At 70.9% G+C, this 17563-nt stretch carries 15 protein-coding genes; 11 read left to right on the top strand and 4 right to left on the bottom strand.

The genetic code is table 11. The annotated features are described in order from the left end of the window. The first annotated feature begins 17 nt into the window (after nt 1-17). Nucleotides 18-1625, top strand: a complete 1608-nt coding sequence (locus SSP29_RS24710; RefSeq protein ID WP_089102998.1) for a serine/threonine-protein kinase — start codon at nt 18-20, stop codon at nt 1623-1625. Nucleotides 1626-1636: 11 nt separating this feature from the next. On the opposite strand, the gene SSP29_RS24705 is transcribed toward SSP29_RS24710, so the two are convergent. After that, nucleotides 1637-2437, bottom strand: a complete 801-nt coding sequence (locus SSP29_RS24705) for an SGNH/GDSL hydrolase family protein (protein ID WP_089102997.1) — start codon at nt 2435-2437, stop codon at nt 1637-1639. A 328-nt stretch (nt 2438-2765) separates the two neighbouring features. Between SSP29_RS24705 and SSP29_RS24700 the strand changes: the two genes are divergently transcribed. The 6 genes from SSP29_RS24700 (at nt 2766) to SSP29_RS24675 (ending at nt 11445) form a co-directional block, all read left to right on the top strand. Continuing rightward, nucleotides 2766-3974 (top strand): S8 family peptidase, encoded by a 1209-nt coding sequence (locus SSP29_RS24700; RefSeq protein WP_089102996.1) that lies wholly within the window; start codon nt 2766-2768, stop codon nt 3972-3974. A gap of 156 nt (nt 3975-4130) precedes the next feature. Further along, nucleotides 4131-4574 (top strand): hypothetical protein, encoded by a 444-nt coding sequence (locus SSP29_RS24695; protein ID WP_150134843.1) that lies wholly within the window; start codon nt 4131-4133, stop codon nt 4572-4574. Between the two features lie 422 nt (nt 4575-4996). Beyond that, nucleotides 4997-5818 (top strand): glycosyltransferase family 2 protein, encoded by an 822-nt coding sequence (locus SSP29_RS24690; RefSeq protein WP_089102995.1) that lies wholly within the window; start codon nt 4997-4999, stop codon nt 5816-5818. After that, nucleotides 5815-6834, top strand: coding sequence for a glycosyltransferase family 2 protein (locus SSP29_RS24685; protein ID WP_089102994.1), 1020 nt, complete (start codon nt 5815-5817; stop codon nt 6832-6834). Before SSP29_RS24690 ends, SSP29_RS24685 begins: the two co-directional genes overlap by 4 nt. Continuing rightward, on the top strand, nt 6831-7631 hold the full coding sequence (locus tag SSP29_RS24680; protein ID WP_089102993.1) for a polysaccharide deacetylase family protein: 801 nt from the start codon (nt 6831-6833) through the stop codon (nt 7629-7631). Before SSP29_RS24685 ends, SSP29_RS24680 begins: the two co-directional genes overlap by 4 nt. Further along, nucleotides 7624-11445, top strand: coding sequence for a hypothetical protein (locus SSP29_RS24675; RefSeq protein WP_089102992.1), 3822 nt, complete (start codon nt 7624-7626; stop codon nt 11443-11445). The genes SSP29_RS24680 and SSP29_RS24675 overlap by 8 nt, the downstream gene beginning before the upstream one ends. Before the next feature lie 24 nt (nt 11446-11469). On the opposite strand, the gene SSP29_RS24670 is transcribed toward SSP29_RS24675, so the two are convergent. Further along, entirely contained in the window at nt 11470-12894 is a 1425-nt protein-coding gene (locus tag SSP29_RS24670; RefSeq protein ID WP_089102991.1) for a GH39 family glycosyl hydrolase, read from the bottom strand. A gap of 197 nt (nt 12895-13091) precedes the next feature. On the opposite strand from SSP29_RS24670, the gene SSP29_RS24665 reads away from it, so the two are divergent. Both SSP29_RS24665 and SSP29_RS24660 read left to right on the top strand, forming a co-directional pair. Then, a complete protein-coding gene (locus tag SSP29_RS24665) occupies nt 13092-14201 on the top strand; it encodes a DUF5925 domain-containing protein (RefSeq protein WP_089102990.1) in 1110 nt (369 codons plus the stop codon). A 19-nt stretch (nt 14202-14220) separates the two neighbouring features. Next, on the top strand, nt 14221-14991 hold the full coding sequence (locus SSP29_RS24660) for a DUF72 domain-containing protein (RefSeq protein ID WP_089102989.1): 771 nt from the start codon (nt 14221-14223) through the stop codon (nt 14989-14991). 52 nt (nt 14992-15043) lie between these two features. On the opposite strand, the gene SSP29_RS56265 is transcribed toward SSP29_RS24660, so the two are convergent. Next, nucleotides 15044-15415, bottom strand: a complete 372-nt coding sequence (locus tag SSP29_RS56265; protein ID WP_167449998.1) for a GntR family transcriptional regulator — start codon at nt 15413-15415, stop codon at nt 15044-15046. A gap of 69 nt (nt 15416-15484) precedes the next feature. Between SSP29_RS56265 and SSP29_RS24650 the strand changes: the two genes are divergently transcribed. Together SSP29_RS24650 and SSP29_RS24645 are read left to right on the top strand one after the other, a co-directional pair. Further along, nucleotides 15485-16414, top strand: a complete 930-nt coding sequence (locus SSP29_RS24650; RefSeq protein WP_089103353.1) for a GNAT family N-acetyltransferase — start codon at nt 15485-15487, stop codon at nt 16412-16414. Continuing rightward, nucleotides 16395-16895, top strand: a complete 501-nt coding sequence (locus SSP29_RS24645) for a ribonuclease FAU-1 family protein (RefSeq protein ID WP_089102988.1) — start codon at nt 16395-16397, stop codon at nt 16893-16895. Before SSP29_RS24650 ends, SSP29_RS24645 begins: the two co-directional genes overlap by 20 nt. A 34-nt stretch (nt 16896-16929) precedes the next feature. Here the strand turns inward: SSP29_RS24645 and SSP29_RS24640 are convergent, their stop codons facing one another. Continuing rightward, the gene (locus SSP29_RS24640; RefSeq protein WP_089102987.1) at nt 16930-17544 is read right to left on the bottom strand and encodes a class I SAM-dependent methyltransferase; all 615 of its coding nucleotides are present in this window, start codon (nt 17542-17544) and stop codon (nt 16930-16932) included. Nucleotides 17545-17563: the final 19 nt, after the last annotated feature.

The following is a 17563-nucleotide window of genomic DNA, read 5'->3' as shown; positions in this document are numbered from 1 at the left end:
TGCCGTGGGGGGCACCCGTGACCGAAGAGCCGGGCCGTGAGCGAGTGATCGCGGGCCGCTACAGATTGCTGTCCCCGCTCGGCGAGGGCGGCATGGGTACCGTGTGGCGGGCCCGGGACGAAGTGCTGGGCCGTGACGTCGCCGTCAAGGAGGTGCGGGCGCCGGCCGGGCTCCCCGGCTCCGACGTCGAGCGGATGTACGCCCGTCTGGAGCGGGAGGCCTGGGCCGCGGCCCGGGTCGCGAACCGCAATGTGGTGACGGTGTACGACGTGGCGATGGAGGGCGGACGGCCCTGGATCGTCATGGAGTTGGTCCCGGGCGTGTCTCTCGCCGACGTGCTGGAGACGGAGGGGCCGATGTCCCCGCAGCGGGCCGCGGGCATCGGCGCCGAGGTGCTGTCCGCACTGCGGGCCGCGCATGCCGCCGGGGTGCTGCACCGGGACGTGAAGCCCGGCAACGTACTGCTGTCGAACGACGGCCGGGTGGTGCTCACCGACTTCGGGATCGCCACGGTCGAGGGCAGCTCGGCACTGACCATGACCGGCGAGGTGGTCGGCTCGCCGGAGTTCCTCGCCCCGGAGCGGGCGCTGGGGCGGGCGTTCGGCCCCGAGTCCGACCTGTGGTCGCTGGGTGTGCTGCTGTACGCGGCGGTCGAGGGCACCTCGCCGTTCCGGCAGGACACCCCGCTGAGCACCCTGCGGGCCGTGGTGGACGAGGAGTTGCCGCCGCCGTACCGGGCCGGACCGCTCGCCCCCGTCATCGAGGGGCTGCTCCGCAAGGAACCGGCGCAGCGGCTGTCGGCCGAACAGGCCGAGCGCGACCTGCGGTTGGTCGCGGCCGGGGGCACCCCGAGCACGGCCGCCACGATGCCGGTCCCGGCGCCCTACGAGACCCCGACCCTCGTCGCCCGGCAGCCTCAGCCGTCCTCCCCCACGCCCCCGTTCCCCACCACTCCCGCCACCCCGACGGACACCCGGCCGCCCGCCGCCTACCCCGACGGCAACCGCAGGGCCGGTACCGTGCTGATCATCGGGCTGGTGCTGGTCGTCCTCGCGCTCGGCGGGCTGACGTATGCCCTCCTCAACCGCAACAACAACGACGGCGACGGCAACAACGCGAGGGCGAGCCAGTCGGCGAGCAACCTCAGCTCCCCGGCGCCCAGCAAGAGCAGCAGCACCGAGCCGGAGTCCCCGTCGGCGTCGGCGTCCGCGAGCAGCAGCGCGGCCGCGCAGAGTGTGAAGGTCAGCGTGGCCGGGTCGCGCACGGACTATTCGGGGACCTGCCCGCCGTCGTCCGCGCTGGCGCCCTCGTTCACGGCGACGTTCACGGTGGGGAGCGTGCCCGAGGACGTGCAGTACCGGTGGGTGCTGAAGGACGGGACGCTCGACGACCAGGGCTGGAAGACGCTGTCCTTCCCGGACGGCGGCGGGAAGACCCGGCAGACCAGGGTGACCGTGACGACCTGGTCCGACAGCGGGACGCTGAGCGACGCGATCGCCGTCGAGGTGCGCAGCCCGGTGGAGACGACGTCCAACTCGGTGCCGTTCTCGGTCACCTGCACCAAGACGACGGAGACCCCGACCGACGGGGCCTCCGCTTCGCCTTCGCCGTCAAGTTCGTACTGACGTACCGAAGGTCACGCGTTGCTGGTCAGGGCCGGCAGATAGCCGCCGGACTGGCCGGCCGCGGTGGGGTGGTACGACTCGGTGATGTCCAGCCAGTTGACGCTGTGCAGCCAGGAGCTGCTTGAGCAGATCTCGTGGCTGGAGAACGCGCTGCGGACGTCGCCGAAGGTGAAACCGTGGTCGGCGGCGCGCTTGGCGATCGCGGTGTCGATGTAGTCGGCTGCGTTGTTGATGGCGGTGCGTTTGGCCGAGGAGAGGCCGAGGCAGGTCGTGCCCAGCAGGTAGAAGCGGGGGTAGCCGAGGACGACGACCTTGGCGTTGGGGGCCTTGGCGCTGATCGCGTTGTACACGTTGTCGAGCTTGCCGGGGAGCGTGGAGTCGACATAGGCCTCGGCGGTGCTGATCCGGGACAGGCAGGTGCTGTCGGAGCTGAGCACACAGGTCGTCATGACATCGGCGAAGCCCGCGTCGTTGCCGCCGATGGTGACGGAGACCAGGGCGGTCGAGGAGCTGAGCGTGCCCAGCTGGCCGGAGAGCACGTCGTCGGTGGTCGCGCCCGAACAGGCGAGGAACGAGAACGAGGACGGGCTGTGGGCGGCGTTCCACAGGTAGGGGTAGGCGTTGGTGCTGCGGTCGCAGCTGCCGCTTGAGCTGATGTAGCTGCCGGCGCCGACTCCGGACGCGTACGAGTCGCCGAGCGCCACATAGCCCCCGGTCGCGGCCTGCGCTTCCGTCGCGGCCGCCCCGGTGAGGGCGAGGCCGGTGGCGAGGAGGAGTGAAGTCACGTATGCCGTAATTCGGGAACGTCTCATGGAACCTCCCTTTAGCAGGATCTCTGCCACAACTGTCGTACCAACTACGCGTGTTGACGGGAAGTGTCCATGCCAAAACTGTTCGGGTTCTCAACCAGCCCTAACCGGACCGATTCCGCGCGTTCCCGACGCGTTTGATTGCGTGTCCATGACAGCTCTGTGACAGGTCGTCAACTCCCTTGTTCTTTGCCGGGGGAAAACCGATTCTTTACTCGGTCCGGGAGCGGAACGCGACGCTCCCGGTCCGTGTGCGCGAAGCCGCGCGCACACCCCCACACACGCGCGCGCCGACCCGGGCGTGCGCTGCCTAGAGGAGGACTCCCTCGTAATGGCACATCTGCGTACCCAGAAGCTGCGGTTCGCCGCCGTCACCACCGTGGCGGCCGCCGCCCTCGTCGGCGGACTCACCGCACTCCCCGCCCAGGCCGCACCCGCCACCGGCAGGGTGCTGCACGCCGGCTCCCCCACGGCCGTCAAGGGCAGCTACATCGTCACCCTCAAGAACAGCGCCGGCTTCAAGGCCTCCTCGACCGAGGGCAGGAGCCTGGTCAAGGAGTACGGCGGCACGGTCGCGAAGGCCTTCGGCAAGGTGCTCAACGGCTACTCGGCGAAGCTCTCGGCGCCCCAGGCCGCGAGACTCGCCGCCGACCCGGCCGTGGCCACGGTCGAACAGGACCAGACGGTCCGCCTCACCGACACCACCCAGTCCAGCGCCCCCTGGGGTCTGGACCGCATCGACCAGGCGAGCCTTCCGCTGTCCGGTACCTACACCTACCCGGACACCGCGGGCAGTGGGGTGACGGTCTATGTGATCGACACCGGTGTGCGGATCACCCACACCCAGATCAGCGGCCGTGCCTCCTACGGCTACGACGCGGTCGACGGCGACACCACCGCCTCCGACGGCAACGGCCACGGCACCCATGTGGCGACCACCATCGCGGGCTCCACGTACGGGGTCGCCAAGAAGGCGAACATCGTCGCCGTGCGGGTGCTGGACAACAGCGGTTCGGGTACGACGGCCGGGGTGATCGCGGGCATCGACTGGGTGACGTCGAACCACACCGCCCCGGCCGTCGCCAACATGTCGCTCGGCGGCTCGGCCTCCACCACGCTGGACACCGCGGTCGCCAACTCCATAGCCAGTGGGGTGACCTACGCGATCGCGGCCGGCAACAGCAGCGCCAACGCCTCCTCGTACTCCCCGGCCCGGGTCTCGACCGCCATCACCGTCGGCGCCACCACCAGCTCCGACGCCAAGGCCAGCTACTCCAACTACGGCTCGGTCCTGGACATCTTCGCGCCCGGCTCCTCCATCACGGCCGGCTACAACACCAGCGACACCGCCACCGCCGTCCTGTCGGGCACCTCGATGGCCACCCCGCACGTGGCGGGCGCGGCCGCCGTCTACCTCGCGGGCCACACCTCGGCCACCCCGGCCCAGGTCGCCACGGCTCTGGTCAACGGGGCCACCTCCAACGTGCTCACCAGCGTGGGCACCGGCTCGCCGAACAAGCTCCTGAAGCTCGTGTCGTAACCGATCACCGGAACGCACCGAAATCGAGCGACTTGTTCCCCGGAGGCATCAGGTGTCTCCGGGGAACGGTCATGTCCGGAGACCTGCTTGACGCCTCCTGTTCGGCTGCGCGACATTGAAGCCCGGCATCCGACGCCTTGGGGGGCAAAGTCGGCCATGCAGACCATACGGCTCAAGACATCATCAACAGCGGACGAACGGGCACGGCCAGGACCGGGGAGGGACCTGGGACCCCTGCTCGCGGGGGTGGCGACGGCCGTCGCCGGGACCGGTGCGCTGCTCGCGCTCACCGACTCGGGCTCGTCGCCACGCGGGCCGTTCGCGCTGTTCTTCCTGATCGCCGCGCCCGCCGTGGCGATCGGTCTGGCGCTGCGCGGACTCGATCCGTTCGCCCGCGTGCTCACCGCGCTGGCGGGTGCCGTCGCCCTGGACATGCTGATCGCCCAGGGCATGCTCGCCACCCACCGCTGGTCCTGGCGCGGCGGCATCGTCGCCGTGACCGCGATCAGCATTCTGCTGCTTCTACTGGTACTCCTGCGACCGGTGGAACGCATTCTCAAACGGACATCCCGGCGGGCCGGGAAAATCCGTTCGAGTTGAAGAACAAGGTCGGCCAAAATTTCGTAACGGCCAAACCAACAAAAACGTGAGGCCCACTTCCAGGCCTTGCCATACTGGTCCAATCATCAATACCGTCGTACATCTCACCCGCATCGGATCGTCATCAAGCGGCTCTAGGGGAGGGCTCAAGGACCGCGATGTTCCGGAGTGGGGCGCGGTAGGGGGGTGCCGTGCTCGGTGACCGCAATGACCACTGTCGTTTCTCGTGTGACCACTGTCGTTTCCGAGCCGTGCCGCGCGACCGGCTGCCGTTTTCCGGCAGACCGGCCAGCTTTGCCAGCTCACCTGCGGATACGGAGAACCTCTTTCCGTGCCACGGGTGAGAACCCCCCTTTCGAACCGGACACAGAAGCGGGCCGCCCAAGGGGCGGGCGGTCCACCGGACGAGAGGGACAAGACTCATGAGTTCTGTTCTGCACACACCGGCCTCGGGCCAAGATCCGTTAATGGCACCCGAATACCGGCCGATCTCCTCTCACCTGGCCATCACACCGCCGGTGAGCGTGGTGATTCCCGCCATGAATGAGGCGGAGAATCTCCCCTACGTCTTCAAGACACTTCCCGGCTGGATACATGAAGTGGTCCTTGTGGACGGCAATTCCACCGACAACACCGTGGAAGTCGCGCGGGAGTTGTGGCCCGAAGTGAAAGTCGTCGAACAGAGTGGCAAGGGCAAGGGGGACGCCCTGATCACCGGATTCGAGGCGTGCACCGGCGACATCATCGTCATGGTGGACGCGGACGGCTCGGCCGACGGCCACGAGATCGTGTCGTACGTCTCCGCCCTGGTCTCGGGCGCCGACTTCGCCAAGGGCTCGCGCTTCGCCAACGGCGGCGGCACGGACGACATGACCTTCATCCGCAAGCTGGGCAACTGGGCGCTGTGCACGGTCGTCAACCGCAAGTTCGGCGCCCGCTACACCGACCTCTGCTACGGGTACAACGCGTTCTGGCGGCACTGCCTCGACAAGATCGACCTCGACTGCACCGGCTTCGAGATCGAGACCCTGATCAACATCCGGGTGGTCAAGGCGGGCCTGAAGGTGCAGGAGATCCCCAGCTACGAGTACCTCCGCATCCACGGCACCAGCAACCTGCGCGCCGTACGCGACGGGCTCCGGGTGCTCAAGGTGATCCTGAAGGAGCGTTCGAACCGGCGTGACCTGCGCCGGCAGGTGCGGCACTCCCCGATGCTCACCACGGGCCAGGGAGAGTCGTCTTGAGCGATCCCGACATCTCCGTCGTGATCTGCGTGTACACCGAGGACCGCTGGGAGGACATCCTCGCGGCGGTCTCCTCGGTGCGCGCCCAGTCGTATCCGGCGCTGGAGACCCTGCTGGTCGTCGACCACAACCCGGCGCTCCTGGAACGGCTCACGAAGGAGTACAAAGAGGCCACCCAGGTGCGGGTGCTCGCCAACGCGGGCCCCCGCGGCCTGTCCGCGGGCCGCAACACCGGTATCGCCGCCTCCTACGGCGCGGTGATCGCCTTCCTCGACGACGACGCCGTGGCCGAGCGGGACTGGCTGCGCCGCTTCGCCGAGGGGTACGCCGACCCGAGGGTGATGGCGGTCGGCGGCCGGACCATGCCGATCTGGGCCTCGGGCCGCCGCCCGGACTGGTTCCCGGAGGAGTTCGACTGGGTGGTCGGCTGCACCTACCGGGGGCTGCCGGCGGGCCGCGTCCGGGTCCGGAACGTACTCGGCGGAAACGCTTCTTTCCGGCGTACGGCCTTCGACGCGGCAGGCGGTTTCGCCACCGGCATCGGCCGCGACGGCGACAAGCGCCCGCTGGGCTGCGAGGAGACGGAGCTGTGCATCCGGCTCACCCGGGCCCGCCCGGACGCCGTGCTGCTCATCGACGACCGCGCGGTGATCCACCACCGGGTGCCGGAAGCCCGTGAGCACTTCGGCTACTTCCGCACCCGCGCCTACGCCGAGGGCCTCTCCAAGGCCCTGGTCGCCCGCAGTGTGGGCGCCGGCAAGGGCCTGGAGTCCGAACGCCGGTACACCACGCGTGTGCTGCCCGCCGGGGTCGCTCGTGGCCTGCGGGACGCACTGCTGGCCCGGCCGGGCGGCGCCGGCCGGGCGGGCGCGATCGTCGCCGGGGTGCTGACGGCGGCGGGCGGCTACGTGGTGGGGAGCGTGCGGGCGCGGCGGAGCGGGGCGGCCTTCGCCGTCACCGGGATCGAGGACGGACCGTACGGACGGACCGCCCCTGCCGACGGGGGTGTCCGATGAGCGACACACCCGTCCCGATCCTCATGTACCACTCGGTCGCGACCGCGCCCAACGACGCGACCCGCGCGCTGTCGGTGGCGCCGGAGGCGTTCGCCGAGCAGATGGCGCTCATCGGCGACCTGGGCCTGACCCCCGTCGACACGGCCGCCCTGGCGGCCGGTTGGCGCTCGGGCGGCCCCCTCCCCGACCGTCCTGTCCTGATCACCTTCGACGACGGCTACGAGGGCGTGCACCGGCACGCCCTGCCCGTGCTCGCCAAGCACGGCTTCGCGTCCACGCTGTTCGTCTCGACGGGCTGGATCAGGGGCGCCTACGACACCGGAGGCGGCCTGGACGCCATGCTCGACTGGGACCAGGTGCGCGAACTCGCGGGCGCCGGCTGCGAGATCGGCGGGCACAGCCACACCCACCCGCAGCTCGACCAGCTGGACGACGAACGGCTGCGCGCGGAGCTGGTGCGCTGCCGGGAGATCGTCACCGACGAACTCGATGCCGTGCCCGACTCGTTCGCCTACCCGTACGGCTACTCCAGTCGCCGGGTCCGGCAGGCCGTGCGGGCGGCCGGGTACACCCAGGCGCTCGCCGTCGGCAACGGTCTCGCCCGCCGCCGTCAGGGTCCGTTCGCGCTGCAGCGCGTCACCGTGCGCCGCAGTACGGACGCCGAGGAGTTCACGCGACTGCTCGAAGGCCGAGCGATCGCCCGCAACTTCGCCAGGGACCGTGCCCTCACCCAGGGTTACGCCGTTCTCCGCAGAGCACGCCAGGTCCGCCGGAAGGCCATCCGTTCCCGTGTCTGACACGACGACCACAACCGAGACCGCGACAACCGAGACGTCGGCGCCCGAGCAGTCGGGGCGCCGTCTTCGCCTGCCCGGACGGGGCGGCTCGTCCGGCGGCAGTCCACTCTTCCGGAACGCCTACGCGCTGATGCTCAACACCGGCATCTCCGCCGTCCTGGGCCTCGGCTTCTGGCTGGCCGCGGCCCGCTACTACTCGGAGTCGGCCGTCGGCCAGGGCTCCGCCGCGATCGCCGCGATGAAGTTCCTCGCGGGCCTGACCGCGGTGACCCTCACCGGCGCCCTCGCCCGCTTCATCCCGGTGGCGGGCCGCCACACCGGGCGCCTCATCTTCCGTACCTACGCGGGCAGTTCGCTGATCGTGGCGATGGCAGCCGGTGCCTTCCTGCTGACGCTGAACGTGTGGGGGCCGTCGTACCGCTTCCTGCACGGGCCGCTCAACGGGCTCGGGTTCGTCGTCGCGGTCGTCTCCTGGAACCTGCTCACCCTCCAGGACGGGGTACTGACCGGGCTGCGCAACGCGCCCTGGGTGCCGGTGGGCAACACCGTGTTCTCGGCCGTCAAGCTGGCACTGCTGGTCGCCCTGTCCGTGGCGATCCCGACGGCCGGTGTCTTCGTCTCCTGGGTCGCGGCGATCGCCACCTCCTTCGTGCCGCTGGGCTGGCTGGTGTTCCGGCGCCTGGTGCCCCGGCACATCAAGGCGACCGAGGACCATGCGAAACCGCCCACGCTGCGGGAGATCGGCAGGTTCCTGGCCGGCGACTACACCGGCTCGCTGTTCTCCCTCGCCGTGGTCTACCTGGTCCCGGTGATCATCGCCTCGCAGGTCAGCTCCGAGGACAACGCGTACTTCTACATCACCACCACCATCGGCGGCACCACCAACCTGCTCGCCATCAACATGGGCGCCTCGCTGACCGTCGAGGGCTCCCACGACCCGGCCCGGCTGGCCGGCAACACCCGGGCCGCGCTGAAGCGGATGGCCCGGATCATGATCCCCATCTGCGCGCTGCTGTTCTTCGGGGCGCCCTGGATCCTCGGCGTGTTCGGCCCCGGCTACGCGGACGCGGCGACCCCGCTGCTGCGCTGGTTCGCGGTCGGCGCACTGCTCCGGGTCGTGATGGAGACGTACTTCGCGGTGCTGCGCGCGCAGAGCCGTACCGCCGGACTGGCCTGGCTGCAGGGCCTGTTGTGTGTGCTGGTGCTCGGACTGACCCTGCTGCTGCTGCCCCGGATGGGGCTGACCGGCGCCGGCGTGGCCGAGATCTCCAGCCTCGCGGTGATCGTGACGATCGCGGCGCCCCGGCTGTGGAAGACGCTCCGGACGGCCCCGGCCGAGATCCCGGAGGACGCGGCACCGGACGGCGACCTCGCCGACCTGGGCGCGCGCGAGGTCCCGGCGGCCGCCGCACCGCGCAGGCGGGGCCCGGCGTGGGCGCTGGACACCGACACCCTCGCGCTCGGCATCCATGTGGACTTCGACCATGTGGAGCGGCGCCCGGACGTCCGGCCGGGTCCGGGAACTCCGCCCGCGGGTACGCCCGTTGTCCGACCGGACGACCGGCCGACGTGGGCGCTTCGGCCGCCGCGGAACCTGGGGTTGCCGGTGGAGGAGAGGGAGCCGCACGCGGAGGCCTCGCTGGGGCCTGCCGAGGTCTCGCTGCTGAAGGAGGCGGAGGTCGACGCGCCGTTCGGGACGGCGGCCGTACCGAAGCCGGAGCCGGGGTCGGAGGAGGCGGCGGCGGTGCCGGCCGGGGCTCCGGAGGAGTCCGAGCCCGCGCGCTCGCTGCGGGAGCGGCTGACGCCCACCCGATCGGGAGTCGTCCTCGGCTGTCTCCTGGTCGCCGCCCTGCTGCTCTACTGGGTGCCGGCGGCCCGGCTCGACGACGCCGACCTGGACCGGATGGGCGGGCTCGGGCTGATCTCGGTGCTGCCGCTGCCGACGCTGGCCGGGGCGGCGCTGCTGGTCACGGTGTTCGCCGCGCTGCTCTGGCTGCGCCGGGAGCACAAGGCGCTGTTGCTGGTCACACTGCTGGCGACGGTCGTGTCGCTGCATGCGCTGCCCGCCGTGATCGAGACGGAGCCGCGCTTCCCGACCGCCTGGCAGCACCTCGGGTTCATCGACTACATCGACCGCACCGGTTCGGCCGTACCGGACCTGGACGCCCGCTGGAGCTGGCCGGGCTTCTTCGCTGCGGCCGCGTTCATCGGCCGGGCGTGCGGGGTCACGGACTTCACCGAGGTCATCCGCTGGTGGCCGACGTTCATCCAACTCGCGTATCTGGCACCGATGTTCCTGCTCGTACGGTCGCTGCGGGCGAGCTGGCGGGCGAAGTGGACCGGCATCTGGATCTTCGTGCTGTGCGGCTGGGTCGGCCAGGACTACTTCTCCCCGCAGGGCTTCACCTACCTGCTCTATCTGATGTTCGTGGCGATCCTGCTCGTCTGGTTCCGCGCCCCGCACGTCATATGGACGAGGTTCCGGCCGGGCGAGGCGGAGGTCGAGCCGGCGAACCGCCGTCAACAGGCCGTGCTGCTCATGGTGCTGGTCGGCCTGTACGCGGCGACGGTCCCGGCGCACCAGCTCACCCCGTTCGTGATGCTGGGCGTGCTGGCGGCCCTGGTCCTGATGGGCAGGTCCGAACTGCGGGGCCTGCCGATCCTGTTCGGGGTGGTCGCGGCCGTCTGGCTGGGCTTCATGGCCGAGCCGTACTGGTCCGGGCACTTCAACGAGCTGTTCGGCGGGGTCGGCGGGGTCGGCAGCAATGTCTCCACGTCGGTCTCCGGCCGTATCCAGGGCGGGAGTTCGACCCACAAGCTGGTCCTGTACGTCCGGGTCCTGCTGGCCGGGAGCATGATGACGTTCGCCGTCTGGGGCTGGTGGCGCCGCCGCTTCCACCGGTACCGCGAGCGTTCCCTGCTGGTCCTGACCTTCGTCCCGTTCCTGGGCTTCGGCATGCAGTCCTACGGCGGCGAGATGGCGCTGCGGGTCTTCATGTTCGCCCTGCCGGGCGCGGCCCTGCTGGCCGGGCTCGCCCTGTTCCCGCGCACCGGCGCCACGGCGAAGGAACGGGAGAAGGACAAGGTCAGCCTGGCGCCGGTGGCCGCGCTCATGGCCGGGCTGCTGCTCATGGGCGGCTTCCTGGTGGCGCGTTGGGGCAACGAGTCCTTCGAGCGGGTCCGGCCCGGCGAGGTCGCCGCCATGGACTACGTCTACGCCCACGACAGGCCGACGGTACGGCTGCTGTGGCTGAGCAACGACACGGTCAACGACGTGACCCCGGCGATCCCGTGGGGCGCGAAGGACATGGAGCGGGTCGACTATGTGCCGACGCTCGCCCCGACCGACCCGGTGCTGGTGTCGAGCCTGGTCAAGGCGCTCAAGGACGCCGGTCCGAACTCGTATCTGATGATCAACAGGAGTCAGGTCACCTATCTCCAGATGGACGCCGGCTACTCGGCGGCCTGGGAGAGCCGGCTGATCCAGAACCTGGACAACCGGCAGGATCTGACGAAGGTCCTGGTCAACGACGACGCCACCATGTACGCGCTGCGCACGCGGCCCGCGGGCGCGGTGGCGAAGCCGGATCCGGGGCCGATCGGGCCGCGGATCACCTGGACGCCGTGGTCGGTGATCGGCGGTCTCGCCGCCGTCGCGCTGATCCTGCTGCTGACGGCCCGCGAGGTGGTCAGGGTCGCGGTCCGGCCCGGGGTGCGTCAGCTGCGGTGGCTGCAGGGCAGCTTCTGGTTCTCGCTGCCACTGCTCGCGGTACTGCTGGCCTCGCTGGCGCAGCGGTTCCTGACGCTCAACTGACGGGGCCGAAGTGGCTCACCGGGTTCACCTGGTGAGCCACTTCACCTCGTACGGCTTCATGTCGAACCGCTTCCCGTCCACCTGGGCGCTGATCGCCCGGTCGAGGGTGTTGACCACCAGGACGGTCCGGTCGCTGGCGAGGACGCGCACGTTGGGCACGTCGTCCTGGGCGACGGAGACCGTCTCGTACCTGGTCCCCGGCGGGAACGCCTTTCCGAACCGCGACACCAGGTCGTACATGGGCAGTGCCTGCCCGCCGTCCCCGCTGTCGGTCGTCGTCCACAGGCAGCCGGCGCAGTCGCCGCCCTTCTCGTCCTCCGGGTTCCAGTAGAAGCCGGAGCCGGCGCCGCCCTCGGCCAGGGCGATCATGCCGGTGGCCTGGACGGCGACCCGGTGGTCCTCGGTCCAGCCGTCGCGTCGGTCCCGGCCGTCGGCGGGCTCGACGTAGTACTCGGCCCACCACAGCGGCAGGTCGTGCGTCTGCTTCCGCACCCACTCGCTGACGTAGGTCAGCTTCTCCGTGGCGGCGAACTCGTCCGGCAGCAGGTCGTCGTCGTTGGTGTAGCTGGACCCGTCGACGACCACGAAGTCGGCGCCCGCCTTGTGGGTGTTCCAGTAGTCGAAGGCGTCGACGACCCGCTGGTCCATGACGCCCCAGGCGCCCTTGAGGGTGGCGGAGGCGTTCTCGGTCTGGCGCGGGTCGAAGCTGTCCATGACGAGGTACGGCCCGCCGACCATGATGTCCTTGTTCACGGCCTTCAACGCCTTGTAGACGAGGTTGTAGAGCTCGGTGTAGCCCTCGTAGTCCCAGCGGCCCTTCGCGTTGTTCCAGAAGCCCTTGAACTCGTTCCAGACGATGAAGTGCCGTACGTCCGGGTAGCGCTTGGCGACGGTCGCGGCGATGTCGGCGTAGTCCTGGTAGTGGTCGGGGGTGGGCGCGGTCTCCAGGGCGGCCTGGCTCCAGTCGGTGTTGTTCACCCCCGCCCTGCCGCCCTTCATCCAGTCCGGGGAGCAGCACAGGGTGATCACCGGGGTGCCGCCCGACCTGCGCATGAAGTCGACGCGCCGGTCCAGGGCGCCGAAGTCGTAACGCCCCTTCACCGGCTCGGGGTTGTCGGCGCCCCAGCCCATGATGGCCTGGTTCTGCGGCAGCCCGGCGTCCTGGGACAGCAGGTCCTCGACCCGCCGGGTGGCCTGCGCACTGCCCTCGTCGGCGCTGTACTGGGTGTGGGTGAAGCCCCAGCCCACGTACGGCTCGGTGGTGTCCGGCGGGGTGGCGGGGGTGCCGTGCACCTTGTCGCCGTCGCGGGTGGTGCCCGCGGTGCCGGCGCCGCCCCCGGAAAGTGTGCTGACCAGTGTCACGATCAGGGCGAGAGCGGCCACCCCCACCCCGAGCAGGGCGGTGAGCCGCCACCGCCGAGCCTCCGAATTCCACCCATGACGTCCCATCAAGGACAACAGTAATGGCGGAAATCGCCCCGGGGGCAGGTATCGGGGATCGACAGCCGTGTAACAGGATCGGGTGCACTCCGGGGTCGCGCGCGTGACCTCCTCGGGATACTCCGGAAGCTCGGTGCGCACCCGACACTCCCCTCCCACTTCGGAAAACGGGTGCGCCGCGGGCCCCGGTGACGGATCATGGCGGCATGTCTGCCAAGCCGCACGAGACGCTGCCGATCCGGCTCAACGTCGACGACTCCGACTCCCCGTCCGATGTCGTCGACGCGCTGTTCCTCGGCCGCTTCGCGACGGGCGAGCAGCCGTACTCGCACGCGGTGAACATCGACCGGGTGCGCTCCGGGGCGACCCTGCTGCCGAAGGAGGCGCGGGTGCTGCGGGTGGCGCGCGACGACGACCGCAGCGCGACCCTCGCGGAGGGCGACGGCTGGACGCTGCTGGTCTCCCGCTGGAACCGGGGCGCCGACGTCACCGTCACCGCCACCACCGCCGAGCTGGCCGCCAAGGTGCTCAACGAGACGACGGACGGCGCGGCGGACGAGCCGGAACCGCAGCCGGAGAACGTGACCATGGGTTTCTGGTACGTCTCGCCGCGCCGCGGCCCGCACCGCACCACCCGGCAGATCTCCGCGGGCACCTGGGACGAGGTCCGCGCCAACTACACGGCACCGGTCGCGGACGCGATGGACCGTCTGATGAAGACGACGCCGGAGGACATCGCGGGCCGGCTCCTGCTGCTGCACGGCCCGCCGGGCACCGGCAAGACCTCCGCCCTGCGCACCCTCGCCCGTTCCTGGCGGGACTGGTGCCAGGTGGACTGCGTCCTCGACCCGGAGCGGCTCTTCTCCGACGTCGGCTATCTGATGGACATCGCGATCGGCGAGGAGGACGGCGCCGGCAAGGGCCGCTGGCGGCTGCTGTTGCTGGAGGACTGCGACGAGCTGATCCGCGGCGAGGCCAAGCACACGGCGGGCCAGGCGCTGTCCCGGCTGCTGAACCTCACCGACGGTCTGCTCGGCCAGGGCCGCAACGTCCTGGTCGGTGTCACCACCAACGAGGACCTGGAGCGGCTGCACCCCGCCGTGGTCCGCCCCGGCCGCTGCCTGGCCCGGATCGAGGTGGGCCCGCTGACCCACCGCGAAGCGGTGAACTGGCTCGGCGGGGAGGCCGTCGGCCGGGAGGAAGCGGTGGGCCGGGACGGGGCGACCCTGGCGGAGCTGTACGCACTGCGCCGGGGCACGACGCCGACCTCGGTACCGGGGGCGCGGGAGGGCGCGGACGCGGGCCTGTACCTCTAGCCGGTGCTTTGATAGGGGTATGCCCCTCTTCATCGGAACGTCGGGCTGGCAGTACAAGGACTGGCGGGGCGTCCTGTACCCGGCCGACGTGCCCGTGCGCTCGTGGCTGGAGGCCTACGCGGAGCGGTTCACCACAGTCGAACTGAACAACGCGTTCTACCGGCTCCCGACCCGCGAGAACTTCGCGTCCTGGCGGGACCGGGTCCCGCCGGACTTCGTGATCGCGGTCAAGGCGAGCCGCTATCTCACCCACATCAAACGTCTGAAGGACCCCGGGGAGCCGGTCGAGCGCCTGCTGACCCACGCGGCGGGCCTCGGCGACCGGCTGGGCCCGGTCCTCCTCCAGCTCCCACCGACGCTCAAGGCGGACCCGGGCCTGCTGGACGCCTGCCTGGCGTGTTTCCCCCGGGGCACTCGCGTCGCGGTCGAACCCCGGCACGACTCGTGGTGGACGCCGGAGACCCGCGAGATCCTTGAATCCCGGGGCGCGGCCCTGTGCTGGGCGGACATCCAGGCCCACCCCATGACCCCCCTCTGGCGCACCACCGACTGGGCCTACGTCCGCTTCCACGAGGGCCGAGCCACCCCGTGGCCCCGCTACGGCCGCCGCTCCCTGGAAACCTGGATCGACCGCATCGCCACGGCATACCCCAGGAAGGCCGACGTCTACACGTACTTCAACAACGACCCGGGCGGAGCGGCGGTCCGGGACGCGGTGGCGTTCGGAAAGGTGGCGCAGGCAGCAGGGCTGACGGTGACCCGCACACCGGAGCCGAGCACGAGCAGGTGACGCCACGCTTCCCGCTTCAGGCCGAGCAGGGTGCGGCACCGTCGGATTCCTCTCAGCCCTCCCCGTACGCCGCCCGCAACGCATCCCGCACCGCGGCCAGCGCCTCCTCCTCCCCCAGCCCCAGCCGCCGCACCCGCTCGGCGTAGGCCTGCGCGGCCAGCGACGCCTCGCGGTCCGCGGCCGAGCCGGCCGCAGCGACGAACGTTCCGTTGCGGCCCCGGGTCTCGATCACCCCGTCGGTCTCCAGCGCCCGGTACGCCTTGGCCACCGTGTTCACCGCCAGGCCCAGCGACTCGGCCAGCCCCCTGACCGTCGGCAGCCGGTACCCCACCGGCAGCACCCCGCCCCGCGCCTGCTCGGAGATCTGCGCCCGCACCTGCTCGTACGGCGGCGCGCTGTCATCGATGTGGATCTTCAAGGTCACGGCCCGATTCTCCCGCACGCGCCGGAAAATGAGAGGCATCCAGCACACGTCCCGCATAGCGTGCGGCTCATGACAGTGATCGTGCGTGACCTGCGCCCCGACGTCCGGTCCGACGCCGAGGGCTTCTCCCGGGTCCGGCAGCTCGCCCTCCCTTTCATGCTGTTCACCCCGGAGTCCCTGGTCCACGACCTCACGCACACCCACCCCGACGCCCGCTTCCGCCAGCTGATCGCGGAGGAGGACGGCGAGGTCGTCGGCACCGCCCAGGCCGGCCTCGCCCACGAGAGCCCGGAACCGGGCCAGGGCTTCGCCAACGTGTACGTGCATCCGGAGCGCACCGGCCGGGGCGCCGGCACCCTCCTCGTCCGTACGGCGGAGGCGCACCTGTCGGCGGTCGGCGCGAGCATCTCGTACGCCTGGGTCCTGGACGCCCCGTCCAACCGAGCCTTCGCCGAGCGGCGCGGCTACACCGCGAGCCGATCCGCCCACTTCCTCCGTCTCGACCTCGCGCACGGCGCCCTTCCCCCGCTGCGGACTCCCCCGCCCGGCGTGGAGCTGCGCACCGCCGCCGACTTCGCCGACGACCCGCGCCCGCTCTTCGCCCTGGACGCGGAGACGACGCTGGACGAACCGAGCGACATCGACACGGAGTTCGCCGACTACGAGGCCTGGCTGGCCGGGACCTGGCGGCATCCGCTGTTCAGCCGGGAGCTGACCTCGGTCGTCCTGGCCGACGGCCGTCCCGCCGCCTTCAGCGCGGCCCGCACCGACGGCGGCACCCGGTACGGCACCGTCATGACCGGCACGGGCCGTGCCTTCCGCGGCCGGGGTCTGGCCAAGCTCGCCAAGAACGACTCATTGCACCGCGCCCGTGCCGCCGGCTGCACGGAGGCATTCACGGGCAACGACAGCGGCAACGGCCCGATGCTGGCGATCAACAAGTGGTTCGGGTACGACATCTGCGCGACGGAGGTCAGGTATGTCCGTGAACTCGGCTGAACCGGCGGGCACGGTGGACGTCGTGCTGGTCAAGGCGGGCCGCACGAAGATCCGTTACCCCGCCGAGCTGCTGCACGACGACGGCACCCGGATCGCCGTACGCGCCCCCTGGGCCGGCGACACGCCCCGCGACTTCGGCTTCGTCCGCTTCGAACAGGGCGATGTCTTCACCGAGTTCTACTGGCGCGACCGCTGGTACGCGGTGAAGGAGGTCCGGGCCGCCGACGGCACGCTGAAGGGCTGGTACTGCGACGTCACCCGGCCGGCGACACTCAGCGGCGGCCGGCTGGTCGTCGAGGACCTCGACCTGGACCTGTGGCGCTCCGCCGACGGCACGGACGTACGCCGGCTGGACGAGGACGAGTTCGCCGAGAGCGGTCTTGCGGAGCGGGACCCGGAGGCCGCGGCGGCAGCCACGGCCTCGCTCGACACGCTGGAGGCGCTGGCCCGTGAGCCGGATTTCGCGGCCCTGCTGTCCTGAAGCGCCCCTCACACCGTCTGTCCTGACGCGCCCCTCACACCGTCGCCACCACGGCGTACCGCTCGTCGTCCACCTCCTTCCCCCACAGCACCGCCGCCGCGGACAGCCGCTCCACGCGCACGTCCGCGGCGAGCGGTGCGAGCAGGGCGGTGAGCCGCTCGGCGGGTATGCCGACCGGGGCGACGGCTCCCCACACGCCCTCCACCAGCACGAACCGCCCTCCGGGCCGGAGCAGCCCACGCCAGTGCCGGAGCACGCGCGCGGGGTCGGGCAGCGTCCACAGCACATGCCGTACGAGCACGGTGTCGAACAGCCGCTCGCCCACCGGCGGTGCCGCCGCGTCGCCGAGCAGGAACACCGCGTCACGGCCGGCGAGCTTGGCGCGGGCCCGCTCCACCATCGCCGGGGAGCTGTCGACCCCGGTGACGCGATGGCCCTGCTCGGCGGCGAGGAGGGACAGGCTGCCGGTGCCGCAGCCGAGGTCGAGAACGTCGGCGGGGCGGGCGGGCAGCCACGCCCGGATCCGCTCCGCCCAGGCCGCGCGGACCTCGGGCGCACCGAGGCCATGATCCGGCTCCTCGTCGAACCGGGCCGCCTCGGCATCCCAGTCGACACTCACCGCAACCGTCCGATCACTTTCATTCCTCATGCCCCCAGCGTGACACCCA

The organism is Streptomyces hyaluromycini (genome assembly GCF_002217755.1).
Lineage (GTDB): Bacteria > Actinomycetota > Actinomycetes > Streptomycetales > Streptomycetaceae > Streptomyces > Streptomyces hyaluromycini.
The sequence above is the reverse complement of the archived record's forward strand: the minus strand, read 5'-3'. Positions and strand labels throughout refer to the sequence as shown.